This window comes from Streptomyces sp. NBC_00727, assembly GCF_045161745.1.
Taxonomy (GTDB): domain Bacteria; phylum Actinomycetota; class Actinomycetes; order Streptomycetales; family Streptomycetaceae; genus Streptomyces.
The window spans coordinates 3,639,138-3,663,530 of the sequence record NZ_CP108981.1 but is presented as its reverse complement, the minus strand read 5'-3'; the positions used below and the strand labels follow the sequence as shown (position 1 = coordinate 3,663,530).

Genomic DNA, 24,393 nt, shown 5'->3' with positions numbered 1-24,393 from the left:
ACAGGGCCCCGAATAGGGGTGGGTGACGGCCGTGCCCGGGTAGGAAGGGCGCCTGCGGCTGTGTGCTGTAATCGGCGCCGGCATGCGGATGAGGGGGTACGGGGATGGGTGTCCGGGGTGCACGTGCGGCGGGGGCGGTGCTCGTGGTGGCGGCGATCCTGCCGGCGGCGTGGTTCGGTGGTGACGGTGATGCCGGCGAGGACCGCACCACGGCCGCGGTCGAGGCCGCGCGGGCCTACCAGCAGGCCCAGTTGGACATGGACTGGGAAACCGCGTGCGAGGCCATCACCGACCGCCTGCGGCGGCGGGACTGGGAGGCCGACACGATCGCCGAGTGCGTCGCCGTCAGGGGCATTCCCCGGATGAACGACGGCTCGGGCGCCAGGGTGACCACGGGCGAGCCGATCGACCTCCCGGCATCCGGCGTCCACCCTGCGGGCATCGGCCTGCGGGTTTCCCTGGGCCCCATAGGGAACGGCGTGTTCATCGAAACGGCACACCGCGTCGTGCCCGGCGAAGACGGCACCTGGCTGATCGACCAGTCGGTCAACCTTCCCGAAGGCACGGACACGGAGGCGGTACGGAAGGCGCTCACGCGCAAGTAGTCCGGCTCGGCGCGTGGCGGCCACCGAGCATCGGGCACCGGGCCTGCCATGCTCGAAGCATGTCGACCAGGAAGACGCCCATCACGGTCCGGGAGGAACTGGCGGGCTCGTGCAAGGAGCCCGCCGACCCCAGCCACCCTCCCGGCGTTGCCCAGCAGGACGCGATGAGCCGACTGCGCGCGTTGGCCGCCCGTCTCCAGGACGAGTACGGCCCTGTCACGGCCGAAGAGCAGCAGGCGGCCCTGGACCGCATCGCCGCCATCGACCGTTGGCACGACGAACAGCACGCGGCTTCGGGTGCTGTGTGAGCCGTGGCCGAGTCAGGCCCGGTGGAAGGGCTTTCCCACGAGGCGCATCGCGCGCGCGTTCGGAGTGAAGCCCAGCGATGCGTACAGCGGCCCTCCCTCGTCGCTGGCCGTCAGGTTCAGCAGCGTGCAGCCCTGCCCGGTCAGCCAGTCCACGAGCGCCCGGGTGACGGCGCGGCCGTAGCCGCGCCGCCGGAAGCGTTGCCCGGTGGCAACGGTCTGGATCTGGCCGAAGACCCCGGCGTGATCGGGGCCCGGCAGCCCTTGGTGGACCACGCCCATCGCACATGCCGCGAGACCGCCCTCCGGAGCGTCGACCACGAACGCGGCGACCCGGGCCCCGCCCAGGTGTCGGCGCAGGTGCTCGACGAGCTGGCTCCCGCCACGGACCGCTGGTGTCGGCTCCCACCATGTCGGCGTGGATACGAGCCAGTTCCTCGGCGTCGTCCGGAGAGGCCGGTCGTACGTTCACGAGGCAACCTCCGCGAGGCGATCACCGAGTTCGCCGGCAGTCGGCCGGTCGGCTGCCCATGGACGCTTCGAGGTATGGGCAGTACGCGAACATCGACATTGCATAGCCTTCAACGTCCACGCACGTCGGTCTCACCGATCTGCCTTCGACGAGGCGGAGCGCCCCGGCGGTCGACGGGGACGCTCCGCCGGTGCGCACGGCCATTAAGGGATCACCGGTCGCCGTCGCTCGGGGCCGGGGAGCAGTTCCACTCCGCGACCACGCCGGTCTCCCGGTAGGCGGAGAGCGCTCCGACGTCGAGGCTGCCGTCGGCGACGGTGAACCAGATCTCCGGCAGTGGGCCGTACGCCTCCTCGTACGCACCCACCCAGGCGATCGGACCATGCCCGGACGTCTCGGCATGAATCAGCTCCCGACCCGCGTGCTCGGCTGTGAACGCGCGGTGTGCCTCCGGGTCCTGAGCCAGTTGGTGCCACGCGGCGTCGATCGCCGTGCTGAACATCTCCGGAGCCGACTGCCCGGCGTCGAATCGGCGAGCTGTGATGGCGAAGAACTTGCCCAGTTCCTCCAGTCGCACGCCGGCTTCCGTCGCTGTGCTCATGCGTTCCTCCTGTTGGTCGATGACCTCGGCCCCGACACCACGTTGCGTGTCGACGTGGGCCGCCTGCGTAATCAAGATCGGGCAGGAAGAGGGGAAGCAGCAAAGAAATTTCTCGGTATTTCTCAGATCCAGCCTTCGGCCACCGTCGTGAGCAGCTGTCTGGCTTCGGCGTCATACAGCGCGCTCTGCGCCAGCAGGTCGAAGACCTTCCGGTACTGGGCCACTTCTTCGGGCAGCGCCAGCCGCAGCTCGGCACTGACGACCTCGACGATCACCTGATGGTCGTCGAAGACCCAGAAGCCGTGTACGGGCGAGACGGGAAGCCGGGTCCTCAGGGGAACGATGCCGAGCCGCACGGCGGGCAGGGTGCTCGCGGAGACCAAGCGGTCGATCTGTGCGCGCATCACCGGGGCAGGCGCCAGCCCGTACAGCAGCGCCGCCTCCGTCAGCAGGATGTGCCAGCGTTTACGGCCGGGCGAGTACAGCACTTCCTGCCGGGCCAGCCGTGCCGCGACGGCGGCGTCCGTGTCGGGCCGGCTTCCGTTCAAGCGGGCGTGCTCGCGGAACCGGGCGGCGGCGTAGTCGGCCGTCTGCAAGAGACCGGGAACCCAGCACGGTTCGAACGCGCGAACGGTCTTGGCGGCGGCTTCCGTCTCCGCCCACGACCGCTGGACCGCTGCGTGGCCCTCCCGCAACTGCCGACGCCACTCCGCGTACCGGCTGTCCAGATCGCGCAACAGCAGGTGAAGCTCGGCTGCTGCCTCGGGGACACCACAAGCGGCCGTCCAGGCCGTTATGTCGCCGACCGTCGGGGCCTGGCGGCCGAGCTGAATCTTGGAGATCTTGCTCGGCGGCCAGCCGAGACGCTTTGCCAGCGTGCGCCCGTCGACGCCGGCAGCCGTACGGATGGCACGCAGGCGTCCGCCCAGTTCCTCTCGGGCTTCATGGACGCCCTGTCGTGCAGTGCTCAACGCGGCGGATGCTCCTTGACGAACTCCCGGAAAGGCTGGGCGTGGTGGAAGGCCGCGTCGAGCCAGCGGGCGTGCTCCACGACGACTGCGGGATCGGTGATGATCTCCGCCCCGAGGAGATGGCCCTCGTCGGTGAAGTGGAGGACTGCGAGAGTGCTGGAGTCGAACAGCCAGAAGTCCCGGTCAGGCAGCACGAACCGGTTGGCGGTCTCCCGGTTCAGATATCGGATGTCCTCCCCCGCTGCGGTGTTGCTCTCCGCGAGGTGAAGCTCATACCGCAGGTAGTCCGTCAGCTCCGGCGGCACGACGCGGACCCGGGCCACGGTCTTACCGGCCGTCGTCTGCTCGCGCATGGTGCCGAGCCACGGGGAGAACCAGGCGAGATCGACCTCTTCGCCATCGAGGAACTGCGTGAAGGACTCACGCTCGTTCTCGATGTCGTAGTGCGTACGGGTCTCCAGCCGACGGGCCGTGTGCTCGAAGGTGGTGAACAGCTCATCGAACGCGGCGCCGCTGACGAGCCCGGTGTTGCCCTCCGCGCGCTTCGGAGCGAACCGCTCCAACAGCTCTCGGGGCACTTCGAGAACATCCTCGTCGTCGGCCATGTCCCGCACGTCTCCGTACGCCTGGTCATCAGGGTCGAGCTTCCAACCTTGGACGACCACGGTACCCCGGTCGGTCTCGTAGACCGACGGGCATCCGCCGCCGCCGCTGGTGCTGCCGATGAACCGTAACCTCATGGCGTTCTCCTCAGAGAAGGAATTTCTCTGGGTTTCTCCCCCTGCAACGGTGTCCAGATAGCCCGATTCCCGCCAACCGTTCACGCACACATGGCCGCCCAACCCTGGAGGGCACGGCAGTGGCTACGACATACCGGCGGGAGTCAGAGACAGGCCAGGGGCGTGAGTCGGCGCACGGGACACGTCAAGGATCTACCGCTGCCGCGCACCATGGACCCCTGGTCCACCAACCGACGGTGCGGAATCCTTCGCCCCGACCACGAACGCAGACCAACTGGCCCTTGTGAACGCCACCACAGGGCCGCAAGCGACCTTGCTGTCCCTCACCGGCACGTACCCAGGGACGCCGTCGGCCACCTCGACGCAGTCGCCACCCTGGCCGCTGTAGCTGCTCGTGCGCCACACTGCGGCCTCAAGACTGGGGGTGTTCATCCCTCACTACCTTTCCTGGTGTCACGTCCGTGACAGCTCCTGCCGCGCCTTGCTGATCACATCAAGGCTGTCTCTGGGACTCAACGCGATGGATCGCAAGGAGTCGAAGATAAGCGTATATTCGTTCGTTTCCTCCGGAGTCTCCATGTAGAGCGTCCCGGTCCGATGTTCGACGCAGACGACCTCGGAGAACGACGGAGTAGGAAAGCCGAAGAGGACGAACGACCCGGCCAGGCCTGCGTGAGCGCCCGCACGGTCAGGAATGACCTGAACTTCAATGTTCGGCTGCTGCGCCATGGTCGCCAGGTGCTCCAACTGCGCACGCATCACTGCTGAACCGCCCACCTGAAGTCGGAGCGCCGCTTCACCCTCGATGACACACACCCGGGGCGGTTCGGGACGCTGAAGCACTTCCTGGCGCTTGATCCGGGCCATGACGAGCGCTTCGACCTCGTCATGCTCCAGCGTGGACGGAGCCGCGGAGATGACGGCCCGCGCATAGTCGGGCGTCTGCAACAGACCGGCGATCAGGCTGTTCTGGAACGACCTTACGTAGTCGGCCGTGCGTTCGTAGTCGATGAAGTCGGTGTACGAGGGACGCGCAAGCCCCGCACGTTGCACCCAGCCGGGTTCCCGACTTCGCTGCGCCAGCGCAACGGCCTCCTCGACCTGGGCCTCATCGGTCACTCCATAGAAGGACAACAGGTCACGCAATTCGCCGAGAGAGATCCCGAGACGCGCGTTCTCAATCCGATTGATCTTCGTTCGGTGGCACCCGATGCGTTCGGCCGCCATGTCCGGGGTCTTGCCCGCCCGCTCACGCAGGCCAACGAGCAGTGCGGCAAGGCGACGTCGGCGGACTGTCGGGCGGGACGCGGCCATAACTCCCCTTTGGTCTGGCGTAGATGGCGAGTGTAGCCACCAAAAAAGATCATGGAACTAGTTCCAAAGAGTCGCTTGCGAAATGCTCTTGTGCGGAGCACTCTTGCTCCAATGTCACCAAGCGTCTCCGCCTGAAGCGCTGCGTGACCAACGCTGCGCCCTCGCGCGCAGAAAAATGCCCCCGCGACCGCTGACTCGGTCCGGGGGCACGGCCAACGCTTCAAAGGAGCGCCAGCATGTTCAACTCTATGCGCCGAGCATTAGTTCGGGTGCTCGGACACCGAGTCTGCCGGCCTGAGGGGTACGAAACAGCGCCCCCGACCGCGCTACCCGCCTGTGAGACACCTGCCCCGCGCCGATGGGTGTTGACGCGCACCGCAGGGGACGTGCGTCTGTGGCTACGCCCAGCTGAGGGCCCGTTCTCCCAGGCCGCGTACGACCGCTGGGTGCGGGCCGAGAGTCGTTGGAGGAGGGAGCGGTATCGGGCGCTCTGGGCCGCGGGGCCGAGCGTCTTCTACGGCTCGGGGGTGCGCTGGTGAGCGGTACTTCGAGTGCCCCGGTGGTCCGGCGCTGGAGCCGACATCCTCGCTGTGTCAGTAGGGCTCGTGCGGAGCTACTGGTCGCGCTGGAGGTCTGGGGACTTGCCCCGCTGGCCGACTCGGCGACCCTTGTCCTCTCGGAGTTGCTGACCAATGCCGGCCGGCACGCCCGCGTTCCACCGGGCCGCTTGATCGAAACCCGCTTCCAGGCAGTACGGGGCGGTCTGCGCATCGAGGTCCACGACGCCGCCGGGGCCCCGCCTCAGAAGCGCGATCCGGACGTGGACGCGTGCGACGGGAGAGGACTCCTCCTGGTCACCTCACTGACCGACAGCTGGGGCTTCGGAGAGCGCAACGGCCCCGGCAAGGTCGTCTGGGCGGAACTGGGCACCTGCGAAGCCCCGGGTGAAGGTGATGGGGATGCCCCGTAGGTTCCACGCATGCGCCGTCGTGGTGCGGCGGGGGGACCTGGTTCTCGTGCGGGGGCAGTGGCTCACCGTGCGGGGATCACGCCTGGACAGGTTCGCGACGGGTGGCGTTGTGGTGGTTCTCAGCTTCGAGTCGGGCCGCCCTTTGCGCCTCCCGGTCTTCATGCGGCTGGCCGTCGCGCGGTGAGCAGGGCCGTCCGTGTCGCACGGCGCCCGTGACGGCATCGACGACCCTCGGAGTCGTATCAGCGCGTCACGAAAGCGGGGTGCCGCCGACCTCCCGGGCCGGCGGCACCCCGTGAACAGGGAGACGGCCCCTACCCCTCCTCCGCCACCAGCGCCGCCAGGGCCCGCCTGTCCGTCTTGCCGTTCGGGGTGAGGGGGAGGGACGGGGTCAGGGAGACCCTGCGGGGGACCATGTAGTCGGGGAGGGTCTTCTTGCAGAAGGCGCTCAGGGCCACCGGCTGGGCGTCGAAGTCGCGGCCCGGGACGACGTACGCGTACAGCTCCGGGTCCTCGCCGGGGCGCGGGCGGACCACGACCGCCGCCGCCTCCACGCCGGGGAACTCCAGGAGCCGGCGCTCGATCTCGCCCAGTTCGACGCGGTTGCCGCGCATCTTGACCTGGAGGTCGGAGCGGCCGACGAAGTACAGCTCGCCGCTCTCGCCCCGGTACGCCAGGTCGCTCGACTTGTAGACGAGCTGGCCGGAGCGGGGGTTGAGGGGGTCCGGGACGAGGACGGACCTGGTGGCCTCCGGGTCGTCCCAGTAGCCGGTGAAGAGGGACGGGCCTCGCAGGTGGATCTCGCCCACCTCGCCCGGCTCGTCGACCGGCCGGCCCTCCTCGTCGAGCAGCAGCATCTCCGCGCCCGGGTAGGCGAAGCCGATGGAGAGCTTGTCGATGTTCTCGGGCAGCGGGTTCGGCACATCGGTGAGGGAGAACGCCATCGCCTCGGTCGGGCCGAAGCAGTTCACCACCCGGACCCGGTCCAGCAGCGTTTGCAGTTGACGCAGTTCGGGAAGCGGGAACGCCTCACCGGAGAACAGCACCCCGCGGATCTGCCCGGACAGGGCCGCGAGCCCCGCCGCCTCGTGGCGCAGCACCGGCCGCCAGATGGACGGCACCCCGTCGACCTGCGTGGCCCCCGTGTCCGCGAGGAACCGCAGGAACCGGCGTGGCCAGTGCATGAGTTCGCGCGGTACGGGAATGAGCTGCGCGCCCGAGCCCAGGGCGAGTCCGATGTCGAGCAGCGCGAAGTCGAACTGGAGCGGGGACGTCGTCGCCAGCCGGTCCTGCGGCGTGACGATGGAGTGCCGCAGCATGCCCCGGTAGAACGACAGCACCCCGCGGTGGCTCATCACGACGCCCTTGGGGCGGCCCGTGGTGCCCGAGGTGAAGATCATGTACGCGGCGTCGGTGGTGACGGCCTCGCGGCGGTGCCGGGTGCGCGCCACCGGGACGCGCTCCACGGTCACCCCGTCCGGGCCGAAACGGGCCGTGCCGACGGCCGACGGGATGCCGTCGCGGGTGCCCTTCACCGTCTGGAGGTGCAGGGCCGGTTCCGCCGTGTCGATGATCGTACGGAGGCGGGGGTCGGGGACGTCGGGGCTCACCGGGATGAAGGTGAGCCCGAGCATCGAGCAGGCCAGCAGCGCGGCCACGGCCGCCGCGGAGTTGTCGGACTCCAGGACGACCCGGTCACCGATGTCGAGGCCGAGCGAGTCCAGGGTGACCGCGTAGTCGTGCGCCCTGCGCTCCAGTTGGCGGTAGCTGAGAACGCGGTGCGAGCCGTCCTCCGCCGCCTCCCAGGCCGCCGGGCTGTCCGGGGCGGTGCGGGCCGCCGCCAGCATGAATTCGTGGATGCGCTCGGCCGGCGCGCCGACCGCCGCCGGGTGCTCCGTGCTCAGGCTCATCGGCCCGCCTCCTGCGCTCGTCGGGGTGTGTGGCGTTCAACAGTCACGAGGAGATCCGCTCCTTGAGGTCCTTCAGCCAGCCGTCGATGACGGGGGCCGTCGTGTCGACGTGCTGCTCGACGATGGTGAAATGCGTGCCGGGCACGGTCGCCACGGTCTCGGCGCCCTTCCAGTCGGCCTGCCAGCCGCCCTCCCCGACACCGGCGCGCTCGCCCGCCTCGAAGAGGTCCCCGGCCCGGACGAACAGCACCGGCGCCTCGATGTCGGCCTGCGTGAACTGCGGCAGCAGCTCCACGTACCGGCCCATCGCGGAGAGTTCGGCGCTGCTGAACGAGCCGAGGGTGGCCGCCTTGTCGGGGACGGCGGACGCCATCTGGTCGAAGATCGCGTCGTTCGCCGCGCCCATGTAGTACGTGTCAAGCAGGACGAGCCCGGCCGGCCGCACCCCGTGCACCCGCTCCAGGCGGGCGACGGTTGCGTGGGCGAGGAGCCCGCCGGAGGAGAAGCCGAGCAGCACGAACGGCTCCCCGTCGGCGGTACGCAGCACCGCCTCGGCGAGGACGTCGACGGCCGCGTCGAACGACTCCGGCAGCGACTCGCCCCGGGCGAAACCGGGGGTCGGGATTCCGGACACCGGCACCGACAGCCGGGCCGCGAGCCGCGCGTGCTGGTGCACACCGCCCGCCACGGTCGGGGTGCTCAGGCAGATCAGCCGGGGCACCGGGACCTCGGCCTTGGCCCGTGCCCCGTACGAGACCGCCTCGGGCAGCACGTCCAGGTCGGCGGCCGTGGCGAACGCGGGCCGCAGCGCCGCCACCGAACGCAGCATCGCAAGGCCGGGCTTGATGTTCCCCGCCATGATCGCGTCCAGGAACAGCCCGTACAGGGTGTCGTCGAGCGGACTCGCGGACTCCGGGGCGGCCGTGGCACCCGGACCCGGCTCTCCGCCTTCGGCGCCCAGCCGGCCGGCGACGAGCCGGGCCAGCTCCAGCGGGTTCCTGCTGTCGAAGACCACCATGGTCGGCAGCGCCAGCCCGGAGGCCGCGTTGAGCCGGTTACGGAGTTCGACGGCGGTCAGCGAGTCGAACCCCGCCTCCAGGAAGCCCGCTTCGGCGTCCACCGCACCCGCCTCCGCATGCCCCAGGACCTCCGCCGCGTGGTTCAGCACCTCGTCGAGCACGGCCCTGACCCGGGCCGCCTCGTCCAGCCCGCGCACCTTCTGCACGAGCCCGCCGGCCTCGCGGACGACGGCGGCCGCCCCGGCGCGCCGGCGCCCGGCGGGTGCCAGGGCCCGCAGCAGCGCGGGCACCTCGTCGGTGCGGGCGCGCAGCGCGGCCAGGTCGACGCGGAGCGGGACGAGCGCCGGGGCGTCGGCGGCGACCGCCGCGTCGAACAGCCACAGGCCCTCCTCCTCGGTGAGCGCCGGGGTCCCGGTGCGCCGCATCCGCTGGAGGTCCGCCTCACCGAGCCACTGGCTGAGCCCGGTCTCGGTGGCCCAGAGCCCGAACGCCATGGAGGTGGCGGCCAGACCCTGGGAGCGGCGGTGGGCGGCGAGGGCGTCCAGGAAGACGTTGGCCGCCGCGTAGTTGCCCTGGCCGGCGGCCATGACGAGCCCGCCCGCCGACGAGAACAGCGCGAACGCGGACAGGTCGAGGTGGGCGGTCAGTTCGTGCAGGTGCCAGGCGGCGTCCGCCTTGGCCCGCAGGACGTGGTCGACCTGCTCGCGGGTGAGCGCCCCGACGAGCCCGTTGTGCGCGACACCGGCGGCGTGGACGACACCGCGCAGCGGGTGGTCCGGGCCGATGCCCGCGATGAGCGCGGCGACGGCCGCCCGGTCGGAGACGTCGCACGCGGCGATCTCCACCTGGGCGCCGAGCGCGGCCAGTTCGTCGCGGAGCCCGGCCGCGTTGGGCGCGCCGAGCCCGCGCCGCCCGGCGAGCACGAGGTGGCGCACACCGTGTTCGGTCACCAGGTGCCGGGCGACGATCGCGCCGAGGCCACCGGTGCCGCCGGTGATCAGGACGGTGCCCTCGGTGTCCCAGGGGGTTTCGCCGCCGGGCGCCGAGGACCGGGCCAGCCGGGGAGCGAGGACCTTGTCGCGGCGTACGGCCAATTCGGGTTCGTCCGTGGCGAGGGCCGCGGCGAGCGCGCGGGGCGAGGGTTCGCCCTCCTCCAGGTCGAGGAGCACGAACCGGCCCGGGTTCTCCGCCTGCGCCGCGCGCACCAGCCCCCAGACGGGGGCCTGCCGTACGTCGACCGGGTCGCCGTCCGCGACGGCCGCCGCGGCCCGGGTCACCAGCACCAGACGCGACCGCGCGAACCGGGGCTCGGCGAGCCACTGCTGCACGGCGGCCAGGGCCCCGTCCACGGCGGTACGCGTCCCGGCCGGGACCTCGTGCTCGGTGCCGGCGCCGTCCGCGTCGGCGAGGACGGGCAGCAGCACCGCCTCGGGTACGGCGTCGCCCAGCGCGTCGAGCCCCGCGACCACCGGCATGCCGGCGACCACCAGACCGGGGCCGGCGACCGCCCAGTCACCGCGCCGCCCGCCGCCGCCGACCGGCTGCCACTCGACGGAGAGCAGGGCCTCCCGGAACCCGCCGCCGCCCAGCTGCCGCGCGGCCACCGGACGCAGTTGGAGCGCCTCCACCGAGGCCACCGGCGCCCCGGCCGGGTCGCTCAGGTCGAGGCGTACCGCGTTGCGCACGCCCTCGACCTGTGCGAGCCGGACCCGTACGGCGGTCGCGGACGCGGCGTGCAGGGTGACCCCGGTCCAGGAGAAGGGGAGCAGCGCCTGCCCCTCGTCCTCCTCGGCCCCGAGCCCGCCGAAGCCGAGCGCGTGCATGGAGGCGTCGAGCAGGGCCGGGTGCAGGCCGAAGCGTCCGGCGTCCGGGTGCGCCTGCTCGGGCAGCGCGATCTCCGCGTACAGCGCGTCGCCGTGCCGCCAGGCCGCTGTCAGGCCCTGGAACACCGGGCCGTACCCGAACCCGCGCTCCTGAAGCCCGTCGTACAGGCCGTCCGCGTCCAGCTCCTCCGCGCCGGCGGGCGGCCATGCGGTGAGGTCGGAGGCGGCGGTGTTCCCCGTCCCGGGGGCCAGCACACCTTCGGCATGCCGGGTCCACGGCTCGTCCGGGTGATTCTCGGGCCGCGAGTAGACGCGGATCGCGCGCCGGGCCTGTGCCTCGGGCTCACCGACGACGACCTGGAGCGAGACCCCACCGCGCTCCGGCAGCACCAGCGGCGCGTACAGCGTCAGCTCCTCCACCAGTGCACAGCCGACGTGGTCGGCGGCCTGGAGAGCCAGCTCCACGAAGCCGGTGCCGGGGAGCAGGATGCTGCCGTGCACCGCGTGGTCGGCCACCCAGGGCTGGGTGTCCAGCGAGACGCGGGCGGTGAGTGTCACGGCCTCGGAGTCGGGCGACGCCACGACCGCCGCGAGCAACGGGTGGTCGAACGCGTCCTGCCCGACGGCCACCGCGTCGGTGGCCGGCTTGGCCGCGTCCACCCAGTAGCGGGTGCGCTGGAAGGGGTACGTGGGCAACTCGACCCGGCGCGCCCCCGTACCGGCGTAGTAGGCCTCCCAGTCGACCCGCGCCCCGTCCGCGTAGAGCCGCCCCAGGGCCGTGACCAGCGCCTCGGGCTCGGGACGGTTCCTGCGTACGGACGGTACGAGTACGGCCGTGCCGCCCTCGCCCCGGTCCAGGACCTGCTGGGCGAGGCCGGTCAGGATGCCGTCGGGCCCGATCTCCAGGAACCGGGTGACGCCCTGCGCCTCCAGCGCATCGACGGCGGCCACGAAGCGGACGGGCCGGCGGACCTGGTCGACCCAGTACTCCGGGGACTGCCAGTCGGTGGACGGCGCGCCGGTGACGGTGGAGACGACCGGGGTGCGGGGCTCGTGGAACGTCAACTGCGCTGTCACCGCGCGGAAGTCGTCGAGCATCGGGTCCATGAGGGAGGAGTGGAAGGCGTGCGAGACGGGAAGGCGGCTGGTCTTGCGGCCCAGTGCGGCGAAGTGCTCGCCGACCGCCAGCGCCTCGGACTCCACACCTGAGACGACGATCGCCTGCGGGCCGTTGACGGCCGCGATGCCCACCCCGTCCGTGAGGAGGGGAACCACCTCTTCCTCGGTCGCCTGCACGGCGACCATCGCGCCACCGGTCGGAAGCGCCTGCATCAGCCGGCCCCGGCTCACGACCAGCTTCGCCGCGTCCGCGAGGGACAGCACCCCGGCGATGTGCGCGGCAGCGATCTCACCGATCGAGTGACCCGCGACCACGTCTGGGGTGACGCCCCACGCCTCGATCAGCCGGAACAACGCGACCTCGAAGGCGAACAGCGCGGGCTGGGTGTACGAAGTCGCGTTCAGCGCCTCCGCGTCTTCCCCCCACACCACCTCACGCAACCCACGATCAAGGTGCGCGTCCACCTCCGCACACACCGCGTCAAACGCCCCCGCGAACACCGGGAACGCCGCATACAACTCACGCCCCATCCCCAGCCGCTGCGCACCCTGCCCCGTGAACAGGAACGCCGACCTTCCGCTCCTCCGTGCCTGGCCGCTCGCGACGGCGGGGGCGTTGCGGCCCTGTGCCAGGGCGGTCAGGCCGCGCAGCAGTTCCTCGGTGTCCGTGCCGAGGACGACGGCCCGGTGCGGGAAGGCGGTGCGGGTGGCGACCAGCGACAGGCCCAGGTCGGCCGGGGTGAGCGTCGGCTCGTCCGTGACCCGGGCCAGCAGGCGTTCGGCCTGTGCGGCGAGGGCCTGCGGGCTCTTCCCCGACAGCACCAGCGGAAACACCGGGAGTCCGCCGTCGCCGGCGGACTCGGCCGCGAGCTCCGGCGCCTCCTCGACGATCACATGCGCGTTCGTCCCGCTGATCCCGAAGGAGGAGACGCCGGCCCGGCGCGGCCGGTCGGTGGGCTGCCATTCCTGGGCCTCGGTGAGCAGTGCGACGTTTCCGGCCTCCCAGTCGACCTGGTCCGAGGGCGCGTCCACGTGCAGGGTCTTCGGCAGGACGCCGTGGCGCATGGCCATGACCATCTTCATGACGCCCGCGATGCCCGAAGCGGCCTGGGTGTGGCCCATGTTGGACTTGATGGACCCCAGCCACAGGGGCGCCTCGTCCGCGCGCCCCTGCCCGTAGGTGGCGAGCAGCGCCTGCGCCTCGATCGGGTCGCCCAGGGTCGTCCCGGTTCCGTGCGCCTCGACCGCGTCGACCTCCGCCGCCGTCAGGCCCGCGTTGGCCAGGGCCTGGCGGATCACGCGTTGCTGGGACGGGCCGTTGGGGGCGGTCATCCCGTTGCTGGCGCCGTCCTGGTTGAGCGCGGAGCCCCGGAGGACCGCGACCACCGGGTGGCCGTTGCGGCGCGCGTCGGACAGCCGCTCCAGGAGCAGGACACCAGCGCCCTCACCCCAGGCGACGCCGTCCGCCGACGCGGCGAAGGACTTGGACCGGCCGTCCGGGGCGAGCCCGCGCTGCCGGCTGAACTCGATGAACATGCCCGGCGTGCCCATGACGGCGACGCCGCCGGCCAGCGCGAGCGAGCACTCACCGGCGCGCACGGCCTGGGCCGCCATGTGCAGTGCGACCAGCGAGGACGAGCACGCGGTGTCGACGGTGACGGCCGGGCCCTCCAGGCCCAGCGTGTAGGCGGTGCGGCCGGAGACGAGGCTGCCGCCGCTGCTGGCCGCGGCCTCCACGCCGAGCGCGTAGTCGTGGTACATCACCCCGGCGAAGACACCGGTCGACGATCCCTTGAGCGTCGTCGGGTCGATCCCGGCCCGCTCGACCGCCTCCCAGGCCACCTCAAGCAGCAGCCGCTGCTGCGGGTCCATCATCAGCGCCTCGTTGGGGCTGATCCCGAAGAACACCGGGTCGAACTCGGGTGCGTCGTAGAGGAAGCCGCCCTCGCGCGCGTACGTCCGGCCGGGCGTCCCGGGCTCGGGGTCGTACACCTCCGCGTCCCAGCCGCGGTCGGCCGGGAAGTCGCCGATGGCGTCGACCCCGTCCGCGACGAGCCGCCACAGCTCCTCCGGCGTCGTGACCCCGCCCGGGTAGCGGCAGCCCATGCCGACGATGACCACCGGGTCGTCGTCCCCGCCGGCCCCGCCGCCCGCTGCCGGGGCGCGGGTGGGCGCGGGCAGGGCCCGGTCCGAGCCGGCCACCTCCTCGCCCATGTACGCCGCGACGGCGTCCGCGGTCGGGTAGTCGAAGATCAGCGTGGCGGGCAGCCGGAGGCCCGTCGCCGCGCCGAGCCGGTTGCGCAGCTCGACGGCCGCGAGCGAGTCGAAGCCCAGCTCGCTGAAGGCCCGCTCCGGCTCGACGGCGTCGGCCGACGCGTGGCCGAGGACCCCGGCCACGTGCGTGCGTACGAGATCGAGGAGCGCGGCAGCCCGTGCGGTGGCGTCCAGCCCCGCCAGCCGGGCGAGGAGCCCGTCACCCGCGTCGGTGGATTGCGCGGTCCTGCGTACGGGTACGCGGACCAGCCCCCTCAGCAGGGCCGGGAGTTCGGTGGCACGGTTGCGCAGGACGCTGGTGTCGACGCGGAGGGGGACGGTGGCCGCGAGACCCGACTCCAGGGCGGCGTCGAACAGGGCCAGGCCCTCCGCCTCGGACAGTGCGGGCAGCCCCTGGGCCGCCATGCGCTCCTCGGCCAGGCCCAGCATGTCGATGCTGGTCATCCCGGTGTCGACGCCCCAGAGCCCGAAGGCCATCGCGGTCGCCGGAAGGCCCTCGGCGTGACGTTTGGCGGCGAGTGCGTCGAGGAAGACGTTGGCCGCCGCGTAGTTGCCCTGCCCGGCCGCCAGGACCAGACCGCCGGCGGACGAGAACATCACGAACGCCGACAGGTCCAGGTCCCGGGTCAGCTCGTGCAGGTACCAGGCCGCGTCCACCTTCGGCCGCAGGACGGCACCCACGCGCTCGGGGGTCAGGGCGCCGACCACACCGTTGTCGACGACACCGGCGACGTGGACGACTCCGGAGAGCGGGTGCGCCGGGTCCACGGACGCGAGAGCGGCGGCCAACGAGTCCCGGTCCGCCACGTCGCAGGCCGCCACGGAGACCGCAGCGCCCAGCCCGGACAGCTCCGCGACGAGGTCGCCGACGCCGGGCGTGCTCGCGCCCCGGCGGCCCACCAGAAGCAGCTGCCGGACTCCGTGCTCGACGACCAGGTGCCGGGCCACCCGGGCGCCGAGGCCGCCGGTGCCACCGGTGATCAGGACGGTCCCGTCCGCGTCCCACACCGGTCCGGTCTCGTCGGAGGCGCCCGGCGCGGCGATCACCAGGCGCGGCACCCACACCTCGCCGTCGCGCACGAGCAGTTCCGGTTCGCCGAGAGCGGTCACCTGGTCCCAGGGCACGGACCCGTCGGAGTCGACGAGCACGAACCGGCCCGGGTTCTCCGCCTGCGCGGCCCGGACCAGGCCCCAGACCGGTGCCTGGCGCACATCGACCGGTTCACCGTCGGCCACGGCGACCGCGCCGCGCGTGGCGACCGCCAGCACCGCGCCCTCGGGCCGGTCCTCCGCCAGCCACTCCTGCACGGCCGCCAGGGCCTGGTTCACCAGCCCGTGCACGGCACCCGGCATGTCCGCGTCCAGGCCCCGCGTCCCACAGGTGAAGACGACCGGCGCGGGCGCGTCGGACGGCGTACGGGTGGGGGCCGCGGGCAGCTTGTTCCAGGCGATACGGAACAGGGAGTCGTTCCCGCCGGTGGCGAGCTGCTCCGTGGAGACGGGCCGGCCGACGACCGCGCCCACGGTCGCCACGGGGGCCCCGGTGGCGTCCGCTACCTGCAAGGACAGGCTCTCCGGGGTCGGCTGCGTGATCCGTACGCGGACGGCGGAGGCACCCGCCGCGTGCAGGGACACCTCGCGCCACACGAAGGGCAGCACGGTCTCGTCGCCGCCGGTGCCGTTGACGAGGGCCGCGTGCATGGCTGCGTCCAGAAGTGCCGGGTGCAGCCCGAACTTCTCGGCCTCCGCGTGCGCCTGCTCGGGCAGCGCGACCTCGGCGAACAGCACGTCACCCACGCGCCAGGCGGCCTTGAGCCCCTGGAACGTCGGCCCGTACCCGAACCCCCGCTCGCGCAAACCGTCGTACGCGCCCTCCAGGGGCAGTTCCTCCGCCCCGGCGGGCGGCCAGGCGGAGAGGTCGAACGCGGTGCTCTCCGTACCGGGCGCGAGTACGCCGTCGGCGTGCAGGGTCCACGGCAGGTCCGGGCGGTCCTCGGCGCGCGAGTACACGCTCACCGAGCGCCGGGCGGTCGCGTCGGCGGCACCGACGACCATCTGCACGATCACGGCACCGCGCGCGGGCAGGATGAGCGGCGCCTGCAGGGCCAGCTCCTCCAGGACCGCGCAGCCGACCTGGTCCCCGGCGCGGATCGCCAGCTCCACGAAGCCCGTGCCCGGCAGCAGGATGCTCCCGAGGACGTCGTGGTCGACGATCCAGCCGTGCGTACCGGCCGACAGCCGCCCGGTGAACGTCACCATGTCGGTGTCCGGCGACGGCACGACCGCCCCGAGCAGCGGGTGCCCGGCACCGGTCAGGCCGGCCGTCGCCATGCTGCTGCCGCCGCCGATCCAGGAGTTGGCGAGGTACTCCTCGGTGCCGACCCAGTAGCGGGTGCACTGGAAGGCGTACGTGGGCAGGTCGACGGTCCGCGCCCCGGCACCGGCGTAGAACGCCGCCCAGTCGACCCTGACGCCGTCGGCATACAGCCGGCCCAGGCCCGCGACCAGGGACTCGGCCTCGGGGCGCTTCTTGCGTACGAGCGGGGTGAAGGCGCTGGTGCCGTCGGCGGCGGAGGCCGCTCCCAGGACGGTGAGGACCGCGTCGGGGCCGATCTCGACGAACGTGCGCGCGCCGAACGCTTCGGCCGCGTTCACGGCGTCGGCGAAGCGGACAGGGCGGCGGACCTGGTCGACCCAGTACTCGGGGGACTGCCAGTCGGTGGACAGCTCGCCGCTGACCGTGGAGACGACCGGGATGCTCGGCTCGTTGAACGTCAACTCGCCGGCTATGGCCCGGAAGTCTCCGAGCATCGGGTCCATGAGCGAGGAGTGGAACGCGTGCGAGACGGGAAGGCGGCTGGTCTTGCGGCCGAGCGCGGCGAAGTGCTCGCCGATACCCACCGCTTCGGAGTCCACACCGGAAACGACCACGGACTGCGGCCCGTTGACGGCGGCGACGCCTACCCCGTCCGTGAGGAGCGGAAGCACCTCGTCCTCGGTCGCCTGCACGGCAACCATGGCGCCACCGGCCGGGAGCGCCTGCATCAACCGGCCACGGGCGACGACGAGACGGGCGGCATCCGCGAGTGACAGCACCCCGGCGATGTGCGCGGCGGCCAGCTCACCGATCGAGTGACCGACCACGACGTCGGGCTTGACGCCCCACGCCTCCACCAGCCGGAACAGGGAAACCTCGAACGCGAACAGTGCGGGCTGAGTGAAGCCCGTGGCGTTCAGCGCCTCCGCGTCATCCCCCCAAACGACGTCACGCAACGACGAACCAAGGTGCGCGTCCACCTCCGCACACACCGCGTCAAACGCCTCCGCGAACACCGGGAACGCCTCGTACAACTCACGGCCCATACCCAGCCGCTGCGCACCCTGTCCCGTGAACAGGAACGCCGATTTTCCGACCGTCCGCGTGGCCCCCCGCACCAGCCCCGGATGCTCCTCACCCGCCGCCAGCGCGGTCAGCGCGGCCGTACGGTCAGCGAAGACGACGGCCCGGTGCTCGAAGGCGGGCTTCGATGTCACCAGGGAGTGGCCGATGTCCTCGGCGCGGTGGCCGTCGGCCACGGTCAGCAGCTGCGACGCCTGACCTGCCAGTGCCTCCGCGCTCTTCGCGGACACCACCCAGGGGGTGACGGCCAAGTCGGTCCCGGCCTCGGTCGCGCTGGCCTCGGGGGCCTCCTCCACGATCACGTGGGCGTTCGTACCGCTGATACCGAAGGACGAGATGCCCGCGCGCCTCGGGTGGCCGGCCGGCGCCCACTCGCGGGCCTCCGTCAGAAGCTCCACGTCTCCGGCGGACCAGTCGATCTGGTCCGAGCGCTCCTCCGCGTGCAGGGACGGCGGCAGCACACCGTGCCGCATCGCCATGACCATCTTGATGATCCCCGCGACACCGGCGGCGGCCTGCGTGTGGCCCATGTTCGACTTGATGGAACCCAGCCACAGCGGCTGCCCGACCGGCCGGTCCTGCCCGTAGGTGGCGAGCAGCGCCTGCGCCTCGATCGGGTCGCCGAGGGTCGTGCCGGTGCCGTGGGCCTCGACCGCGTCGACCTCCGCAGCCGTCAGGCCCGCGTTGGCCAGGGCCTGGCGGATCACTCGCTGCTGCGAGGGGCCGTTCGGGGCGGTGAGGCCGTTGCTCGCGCCGTCCTGATTGAGGGCGGAGCCCCGGACCACGGCGAGGACCGGGTGCCCGTTGCGGCGCGCGTCCGACAGGCGTTCCAGGAGCAGCATGCCCGCGCCCTCGCCCCAGCCCGTGCCGTTGGCTCCGATGCCGAAGGACTTGCAGCGGCCGTCCGGAGCGAGGCCCCGCTGCCGGCTGAACTCGACGAAGACCTCGGGGGTCGCCATGATCGCGACACCGCCGGCGAGGGCGAGTGAGCACTCACCCGACCGCAGCGCCTGGGCCGCCATGTGCAGGGAGACCAGCGACGACGAGCACGCCGTGTCGACGGTGACGGCCGGTCCCTCCAGGCCGAACACGTACGAGACCCGGCCGGAGGCGATGGCTCCGGTGCTGTTGTTGGCCGCGTAGTCGTGGTACATCATCCCGGCGTAGCAGCCGGTCATGCTGCCCCGCAGGGTCTCGGGGTCGATGCCGGCCCGCTCGAACGCCTCCCAGGCCGTCTCCAGCAGCAGGAACTGCTGCGGGTCCATGATCGCGGCCTCGTTGGGGCTGATCCCGAAGAACGCGGGGTCGAACTCGCCCGCCTCGTGCAGGAACCCGCCCTCGTTGGCGTAACTGGTGTGCGGGCGTTCGGCGGTCGGGTCGTACACCCGGTCCAGGTCCCAGCCCCGGTTGGCGGGGAAGTCCGAGACCGCGTCCACACCGTCCGCGACGAGCCGCCACAGCTGCTCCGGGCTGCGTACCCCGCCCGGGTAGCGGCACGCCATGGAGACGATGACGATCGGGTCGTCGTCGTTCCCCGCTCCGGCACCGCTCACACCTCGGGCGGGGCTCACCTCGGCCATGGAGCCGGCGAGTTCGCCCAGCAGGTGCCGGGCCAGGGCGCGCGGGCTCGGGTAGTCGAAGGCGAGGGTCGCGGGCAGCCGGACCTCGGCGGCGGCGCTGACGGCGTTGCGGAACTCGACCGCCGTGAGCGAGTCGAAGCCCAGCTCGCTGAAGGCCCGGGTCTCGTCCACGGCGTCCGCGTCCGGGTAGCCGAGGGCCACCGCGACCTGGGTGCGGACCAGGTCGAGCAGGACGCGCTCCTGCTCCTCCCGGTCGAGCCCGGCCAGCCGGCCGCGCAGCGCCCCGGCCGCCTCCGGCGCGGAACCGGCGGTTCGCCGGGCCCGTACGCGTACGAGCTTCCGGAACAGCGGCGGCAGCGCTTCACCGGCCTCGGCGAGGGTGCGCACGTCGAGCCGGATCGGCAGGACGACGGGCGCGTCCACGGTCAGCGCACGGTCGAAGAGGTCCAGGCCGTACGCGGAAGTGAGGGCGCCGATGCCGGTGCGGCTCATGCGCTGGAGGTCTGCGTCGGTCAGGTTGCCGGACATCCCGCTCGCCCAGAGGCCCCAGGCGAGGGAGCGGGCAGGCAGGCCATGGGCGGTGCGGTGGGTGGCGAGGGCGTCGAGGAGGGCGTTGGCGGCGCCGTAGTTGCCCTGGCCGGGGACGCCCAGGACGCCGGTGGCGGAGGAGAACAGGACGAACGCCGACAGGCCCAGGTCCCGGGTCAGCTCGTGGAGGTGGAGCGCGGCGTCGGCCTTGGCGCGCAGGACGGTGTCCAGGCTCTCCGGGGTCAGCGACGCGATCAGCGTGTCGTCCAGGACACCGGCGAGGTGCACCACACCCGTGAGCGGCACTCCGTCGAGCGCGGCGGCCAGGGCGTCCCGGTCCGCGACATCGCAGGCGGAGACGGTGACCTCGGCGCCGAGCGCACGCAGTCCGGCGGACAGCTCCGCCGCACCGGGGGCGCCCGCGCCGCGCCGCGAGACCAGCAGCAGGCTGCGGACACCGTGGGCCTCGACGAGCCGGCGGGCCACCAGGCTGCCGAGTGCGCCGGTCGCCCCGGTGACGAGGACCGTGCCGGTGCCGAAGTCGGGGCTGACGCGCGTCTCGGGGTCGTCCGTGAGGCGGGCGAGGCGGGCGCCGTACACGGTCGTGCCGCGTACGAGGGCCTGGGACTCGCCGGTGGCGAGCGCGGCGGCGGCCTGTGCGTCGTCCGCGAGGTCGTCCAGGTCCGCGAGGACGACCCGCCCGGGGTGCTCGGCCTGCGCGGAGCGGACGAGGCCCCAGACGGCGGCTCCGGCCAGGTCGGTGACGTCCTCCTCGGGCCGGGCGACGGCACCGCTGGTGGCGACGAGCAGGCGGGAGCCCGTGAAGCGCTCGGCTCCGAGCCAATGCTGGAGTGCGGCAAGGACCTCGGTGGTGGCGGCCCGGACGGCTGCCGGGTCCGCGCCGGTGTGCCGGGACCGCAGGACGACGCTCTCGGGCACGGCCCCTTCGGAGCGCAGCTCTGTCCAGTCGACGGGCGTCGAAACCTGTTCACCCGCCGGGACTTCGATCCAGTCAAGGCCGAACAAGGACTCGTGCGCGACCGTGCGGGCGGCGGCGAGCTGTTCGGCGGAGACCTCGCGCAGGACGAGCGAGTCGACCGACAGCACGGGCCGGCCCGTCTCGTCGGCGACGGACAGGGCGACGGCACCCGCGCCGTCCGGGACGATCCGGACCCGCAGCCGCGCGGCCCCGGAGGCGTGCAGGCGTAGGCCGGTCCAGACGAACGGCAGCACCGGACCGCTCGCCTCCGCGAACAGGTCCGTGAAGACGGAGCCGTGCAGCGAGGCGTCGAGGAGCGCCGGGTGCAGCCCGAACTTCCCCGCGTCCGCCAGCGCCTTCTCGGGCAGCGCGACCTCGGCGCAGATCTCGGTCCCGGACCGCCAGGCGGCCGTCAGCCCCCGGAAGGCGGGCCCGTACGCGAGGCCGGCCCCGGCCAGGGACGCGTACACCCCGTCCGTGTCGATGGCCTCCGCGCCGGCGGGCGGCCAGGCGGCCAGGTCGAAGGGGGCCGGGTCCGTGGTGGTGGCCGCCAGGACCCCGGCCGCGTGAAGCGTCCAGGGCTGGTCGGGCTGGTCGTCGCGGCGCGAGTGAACGCTGAACGGGCGCCGCCCGGACGCGTCGGACGCGCCGACCTCCACCTGGAGCGCCACCGCACCGCGAGCGGGCAGCACCAGGGGGGCCTGGAGCATCAGCTCGTCGAGCGTTTCGCAGCCGACCTGGTCCCCCGCCCGGACCGCGAGTTCGACGAAACCGGTTCCGGGGAAGACCACGGAGTCGCCGACGACGTGATCCGCGAGCCAGGGCTGCGCGGACACGGAGATCCTGCCGGTGAGGACGACGCCGCCGGAGTCCGCGAGCGAGACGACCGCCCCGAGCAGCGGGTGCCCGGCCGCGGCGAGCCCGGCGGCGGAGACGTCGCCGGGGGCGTTGGTGCCCTCGACCCAGTAGCGGGTGCGCTGGAAGGCGTACGTGGGGAGCCCGGCCTTCTGCGTACCGGTGCCGGCGTAGAACGCCTCCCAGTCGACGGCGAGGCCGGTGGTGAACAGCCGTGCCAGGCCCGCGACCAGGGCCTCGGCCTCGCTGCGGTCCTTGCGTACCAGCGGGACACAGGTGGTGTTCTCGTCGGTGGCGGCGGCGGTCCCGAGAGCGGTCAGCACCGCGTCCGGGCCGATCTCGACGAACGTACGAACACCGAAGGCTTCGGCAGCGTTTACGGCTTCCGTGAAGCGGACAGGGCGGCGGACCTGGTCGACCCAGTACTCCGGGGACTGCCAGCCGGAGGCCGACGCGGCGCCGGTGACGGTGGAGATGACCGGGATGCTCGGCTCCTCGAACGTCAACTGCGAGGCAACCGCGCGGAACTCGTCGAGCATGGGGTCCATCAGCGAGGAATGGAACGCGTGCGAGACGGAAAGACGGCTCGTCTTCCGGCCCAGAGCGGCGAAGTGCTCGCCCACGGCCAGCGCCTCGGACTCCACACCTGAAACGACCACGGCGCTCGGGCCGTTGACGGCCGCGATGCCGACACCCTCGGTCAGCAGCGGCAGGACCTCTTCCTCGGTCGCCTGCACGGCAACCATCGCCCCGCCAGTGGGCAGCGCCTGCATCAGACGACCGCGCGCGACCACAAGCTTCGCGGCGTCCGCGAGTGAGAGCACCCCGGCGATGTGCGCGGCGGCCAGCTCACCGATCGAGTGACCGACCACGACGTCGGGCTTGACGCCCCACGCCTCCACCAGCCGGAACAGCGCCACCTCGAAAGCGAACAGCGCAGGCTGGGTGTACGAAGTCGCGTTGAGCGCCTCCGCCTCTTCCCCCCACACCACCTCACGCAACCCACGATCAAGGTGCGCGTCCACCTCCGCACACACCGCGTCAAACGCCTCAGCGAACACCGGAAAGGCTGAGTACAACTCACGCCCCATCCCCAGCCGCTGCGCCCCCTGCCCCGTGAACAGAAACGCTGTCTTCCCCTTCGCGGCGACGCCACGCACCACGGAAGGGTGGTTCTCCCCCTCGGTCAGAGCCGCGAGCCCGGTCAGGGCCGCCTCGCGGGTCTCCGCGAGCACCACCGCGCGGTGGTCGAGCGCCGCACGGGCGGTCGCCAGGGAGTACGTGAGATCGGCGTCGCTCCTCTCCGCGTCCGCCGTGACGTGGGCGTGGATGCGGCCGGCCTGCGCGGCGAGAGCCGTCGCGTCGCGACCGGAGAGCAGCCACGGCAGAACGGCCGGCAGCGGCGTGACGGAAGCCGCCGGCGCTTCGGTTTCGGGCGCCTCATCGGTCTCGATGGCCGGCTCCGCCGCCGGAGCCTCCTCCAGGATCACGTGCGCGTTCGTCCCGCTCACGCCGAAGGCCGAGACGCCAGCCCGGCGCGGGCGGTCCTCGGCACGCTCCCAGTCCCGGGTCTCGGTCAGCAGCCGCACCCGGCCCGCCGACCAGTCGACGTGGCTCGACGGCTCGTCCACGTGCAGGGTCTTGGGCAGCACGCCGTGGCGCAGCGCCTCGACCATCTTGATGATGGAGCCGACACCGGCGGCGGCCTGCGCGTGGCCCATGTTGGACTTGATGGACCCCAGCCACAGCGGCCGGTCCTCGTCGCGCCCCTGCCCGTAGGTGGCGAGCAGCGCCTGCGCCTCGATCGGGTCGCCGAGGGTCGTGCCGGTGCCGTGGCCCTCGACGGCGTCCACGTGGGTGGCGGACAGCTTGGCGTTGGCGAGTGCCTGGCGGATGACACGCTGCTGGGCGCGGCCGTTGGGGGCGGTGAGGCCGTTGCTGGCGCCGTCCTGGTTGACCGCGCTGCCGCGTACGACGGCGAGCACGGGGTGACCGTTGCGGCGGGCGTCCGCGAGGCGTTCGAGGACGAGCATGCCGGCGCCCTCGGACCAGCCGGTGCCGTCCGCCGCCTCCGCGAACGCCTTGCAGCGGCCGTCCGGGGCGAGCCCGCGCTGACGGCTGAAGGCGATGAACGGGGACGGGGTCGACATCACCATGACGCCGCCGGCCAGGGCGAGCGTGCACTCCCGCCGGCGCAGGGCGGTCGCCGCCAGGTGGAGCGAGACGAGCGACGAGGAGCAGGCGGTGTCGACGGTGACGGCCGGGCCTTCGAGGCCCAGGGTGTAGGAGATCCGGCCGGAGATGACGGCGGCCGCGTTACCGGTCGTCATGTACGCCTCGGCGACCTCGCCCGCCGCGCCGACGATGTACTCGTAGTCCTGGATGCCGGAGCCCGCGAACACGCCGACGGGCTTGCCGCGCAGCGACGACGGGTCGATCCCGGCCCGCTCGATCGCCTCCCAGGACACCTCCAGGAGCAGCCGCTGCTGGGGGTCCATGGTCAGGGCCTCGTTGGGGCTGATCCCGAAGAAGCCGGCGTCGAAGCCGGCGACGTCGCGGACGAACCCGCCCTCGTTCACGTAGCTGCTGCCGGAGGCGGTGTCGCCCTCGTCGCCGCGCAGCGCGTCGAGGTCCCAGCCCCGGTCGGTGGGGAAGGCGGAGATGGCGTCGCGGCCCTCCGAGACGAGCCGCCACAGCTCCTCGGGGGAGGAGACCCCGCCCGGGTAGCGGCAGCTCATCGCCACGACGGCGATGGGCTCGTGGTCCTGGTTCTCGGCCTCCTGGAGCCTGCGCCGCGTCTGGTGCAGATCCGCCGTGACCCGCTTGAGGTAGTCGAGAAGCCGTGCGTCGTCATTGGACATGTTGGGTCCCACCGAGTCCTTGTTCATGCCGGTTCATGCCGAGAGGTCGAGTCGGGTCGCAGATGCG

At 72.4% G+C, this 24,393-nt stretch carries 11 protein-coding genes; 3 read left to right on the top strand and 8 right to left on the bottom strand.

The window, feature by feature from the left end:
- Window positions 1-146: 146 nt before the first annotated feature.
- Both OG242_RS16335 and OG242_RS16330 read left to right on the top strand, forming a co-directional pair.
- A complete protein-coding gene (locus OG242_RS16335) occupies window positions 147-605 on the top strand; it encodes a hypothetical protein (protein WP_405898862.1) in 459 nt (152 codons plus the stop codon).
- Window positions 606-664: 59 nt separating this feature from the next.
- Window positions 665-913, top strand: coding sequence for a hypothetical protein (locus tag OG242_RS16330; RefSeq protein ID WP_405898861.1), 249 nt, complete (start codon window positions 665-667; stop codon window positions 911-913).
- Between the two features lie 12 nt (window positions 914-925).
- On the opposite strand, the gene OG242_RS16325 is transcribed toward OG242_RS16330, so the two are convergent.
- The 6 genes from OG242_RS16325 to OG242_RS16300 form a co-directional block, all read right to left on the bottom strand.
- Complete coding sequence (locus tag OG242_RS16325) at window positions 926-1,231, bottom strand: GNAT family N-acetyltransferase (protein WP_405898860.1); 306 nt, start codon at window positions 1,229-1,231, stop codon at window positions 926-928.
- Between the two features lie 362 nt (window positions 1,232-1,593).
- Complete coding sequence (locus OG242_RS16320) at window positions 1,594-1,983, bottom strand: hypothetical protein (RefSeq protein ID WP_405898859.1); 390 nt, start codon at window positions 1,981-1,983, stop codon at window positions 1,594-1,596.
- Between the two features lie 122 nt (window positions 1,984-2,105).
- Window positions 2,106-2,954, bottom strand: coding sequence for a helix-turn-helix domain-containing protein (locus tag OG242_RS16315; protein WP_405898858.1), 849 nt, complete (start codon window positions 2,952-2,954; stop codon window positions 2,106-2,108).
- A complete protein-coding gene (locus OG242_RS16310; RefSeq protein ID WP_405898857.1) occupies window positions 2,951-3,694 on the bottom strand; it encodes a DUF6879 family protein in 744 nt (247 codons plus the stop codon). Before OG242_RS16310 ends, OG242_RS16315 begins: the two co-directional genes overlap by 4 nt.
- A 192-nt stretch (window positions 3,695-3,886) precedes the next feature.
- Window positions 3,887-4,126, bottom strand: coding sequence for a DUF397 domain-containing protein (locus OG242_RS16305; protein ID WP_405898856.1), 240 nt, complete (start codon window positions 4,124-4,126; stop codon window positions 3,887-3,889).
- Between the two features lie 21 nt (window positions 4,127-4,147).
- On the bottom strand, window positions 4,148-5,008 hold the full coding sequence (locus OG242_RS16300) for a helix-turn-helix domain-containing protein (protein ID WP_405898855.1): 861 nt from the start codon (window positions 5,006-5,008) through the stop codon (window positions 4,148-4,150).
- 535 nt (window positions 5,009-5,543) lie between these two features.
- Between OG242_RS16300 and OG242_RS16295 the strand changes: the two genes are divergently transcribed.
- A complete protein-coding gene (locus OG242_RS16295) occupies window positions 5,544-5,978 on the top strand; it encodes an ATP-binding protein (protein WP_405898854.1) in 435 nt (144 codons plus the stop codon).
- Between the two features lie 314 nt (window positions 5,979-6,292).
- Here the strand turns inward: OG242_RS16295 and OG242_RS16290 are convergent, their stop codons facing one another.
- Both OG242_RS16290 and OG242_RS16285 read right to left on the bottom strand, forming a co-directional pair.
- Entirely contained in the window at window positions 6,293-7,888 is a 1,596-nt protein-coding gene (locus OG242_RS16290) for an AMP-binding protein (protein WP_405898853.1), read from the bottom strand.
- A 43-nt stretch (window positions 7,889-7,931) separates the two neighbouring features.
- Window positions 7,932-24,326, bottom strand: coding sequence for an SDR family NAD(P)-dependent oxidoreductase (locus OG242_RS16285; RefSeq protein WP_405898852.1), 16,395 nt, complete (start codon window positions 24,324-24,326; stop codon window positions 7,932-7,934).
- Between the last annotated feature and the right edge of the window lie 67 nt (window positions 24,327-24,393).

Bases quoted from the DNA above. Each gene is read 5' to 3' on its own strand.
- OG242_RS16300 (WP_405898855.1), bottom strand. From the start codon at position 5,008: ATGGCCGCGTCCCGCCCGACAGTCCGCCGACGTCGCCTTGCCGCACTG.
- OG242_RS16305 (WP_405898856.1), bottom strand. From the start codon at position 4,126: ATGAACACCCCCAGTCTTGAGGCCGCAGTGTGGCGCACGAGCAGCTAC.
- OG242_RS16320 (WP_405898859.1), bottom strand. From the start codon at position 1,983: ATGAGCACAGCGACGGAAGCCGGCGTGCGACTGGAGGAACTGGGCAAG.
- OG242_RS16330 (WP_405898861.1), top strand. From the start codon at position 665: ATGTCGACCAGGAAGACGCCCATCACGGTCCGGGAGGAACTGGCGGGC.
- OG242_RS16290 (WP_405898853.1), bottom strand. From the start codon at position 7,888: ATGAGCCTGAGCACGGAGCACCCGGCGGCGGTCGGCGCGCCGGCCGAG.
- OG242_RS16285 (WP_405898852.1), bottom strand. From the start codon at position 24,326: ATGTCCAATGACGACGCACGGCTTCTCGACTACCTCAAGCGGGTCACG.
- OG242_RS16310 (WP_405898857.1), bottom strand. From the start codon at position 3,694: ATGAGGTTACGGTTCATCGGCAGCACCAGCGGCGGCGGCGGATGCCCG.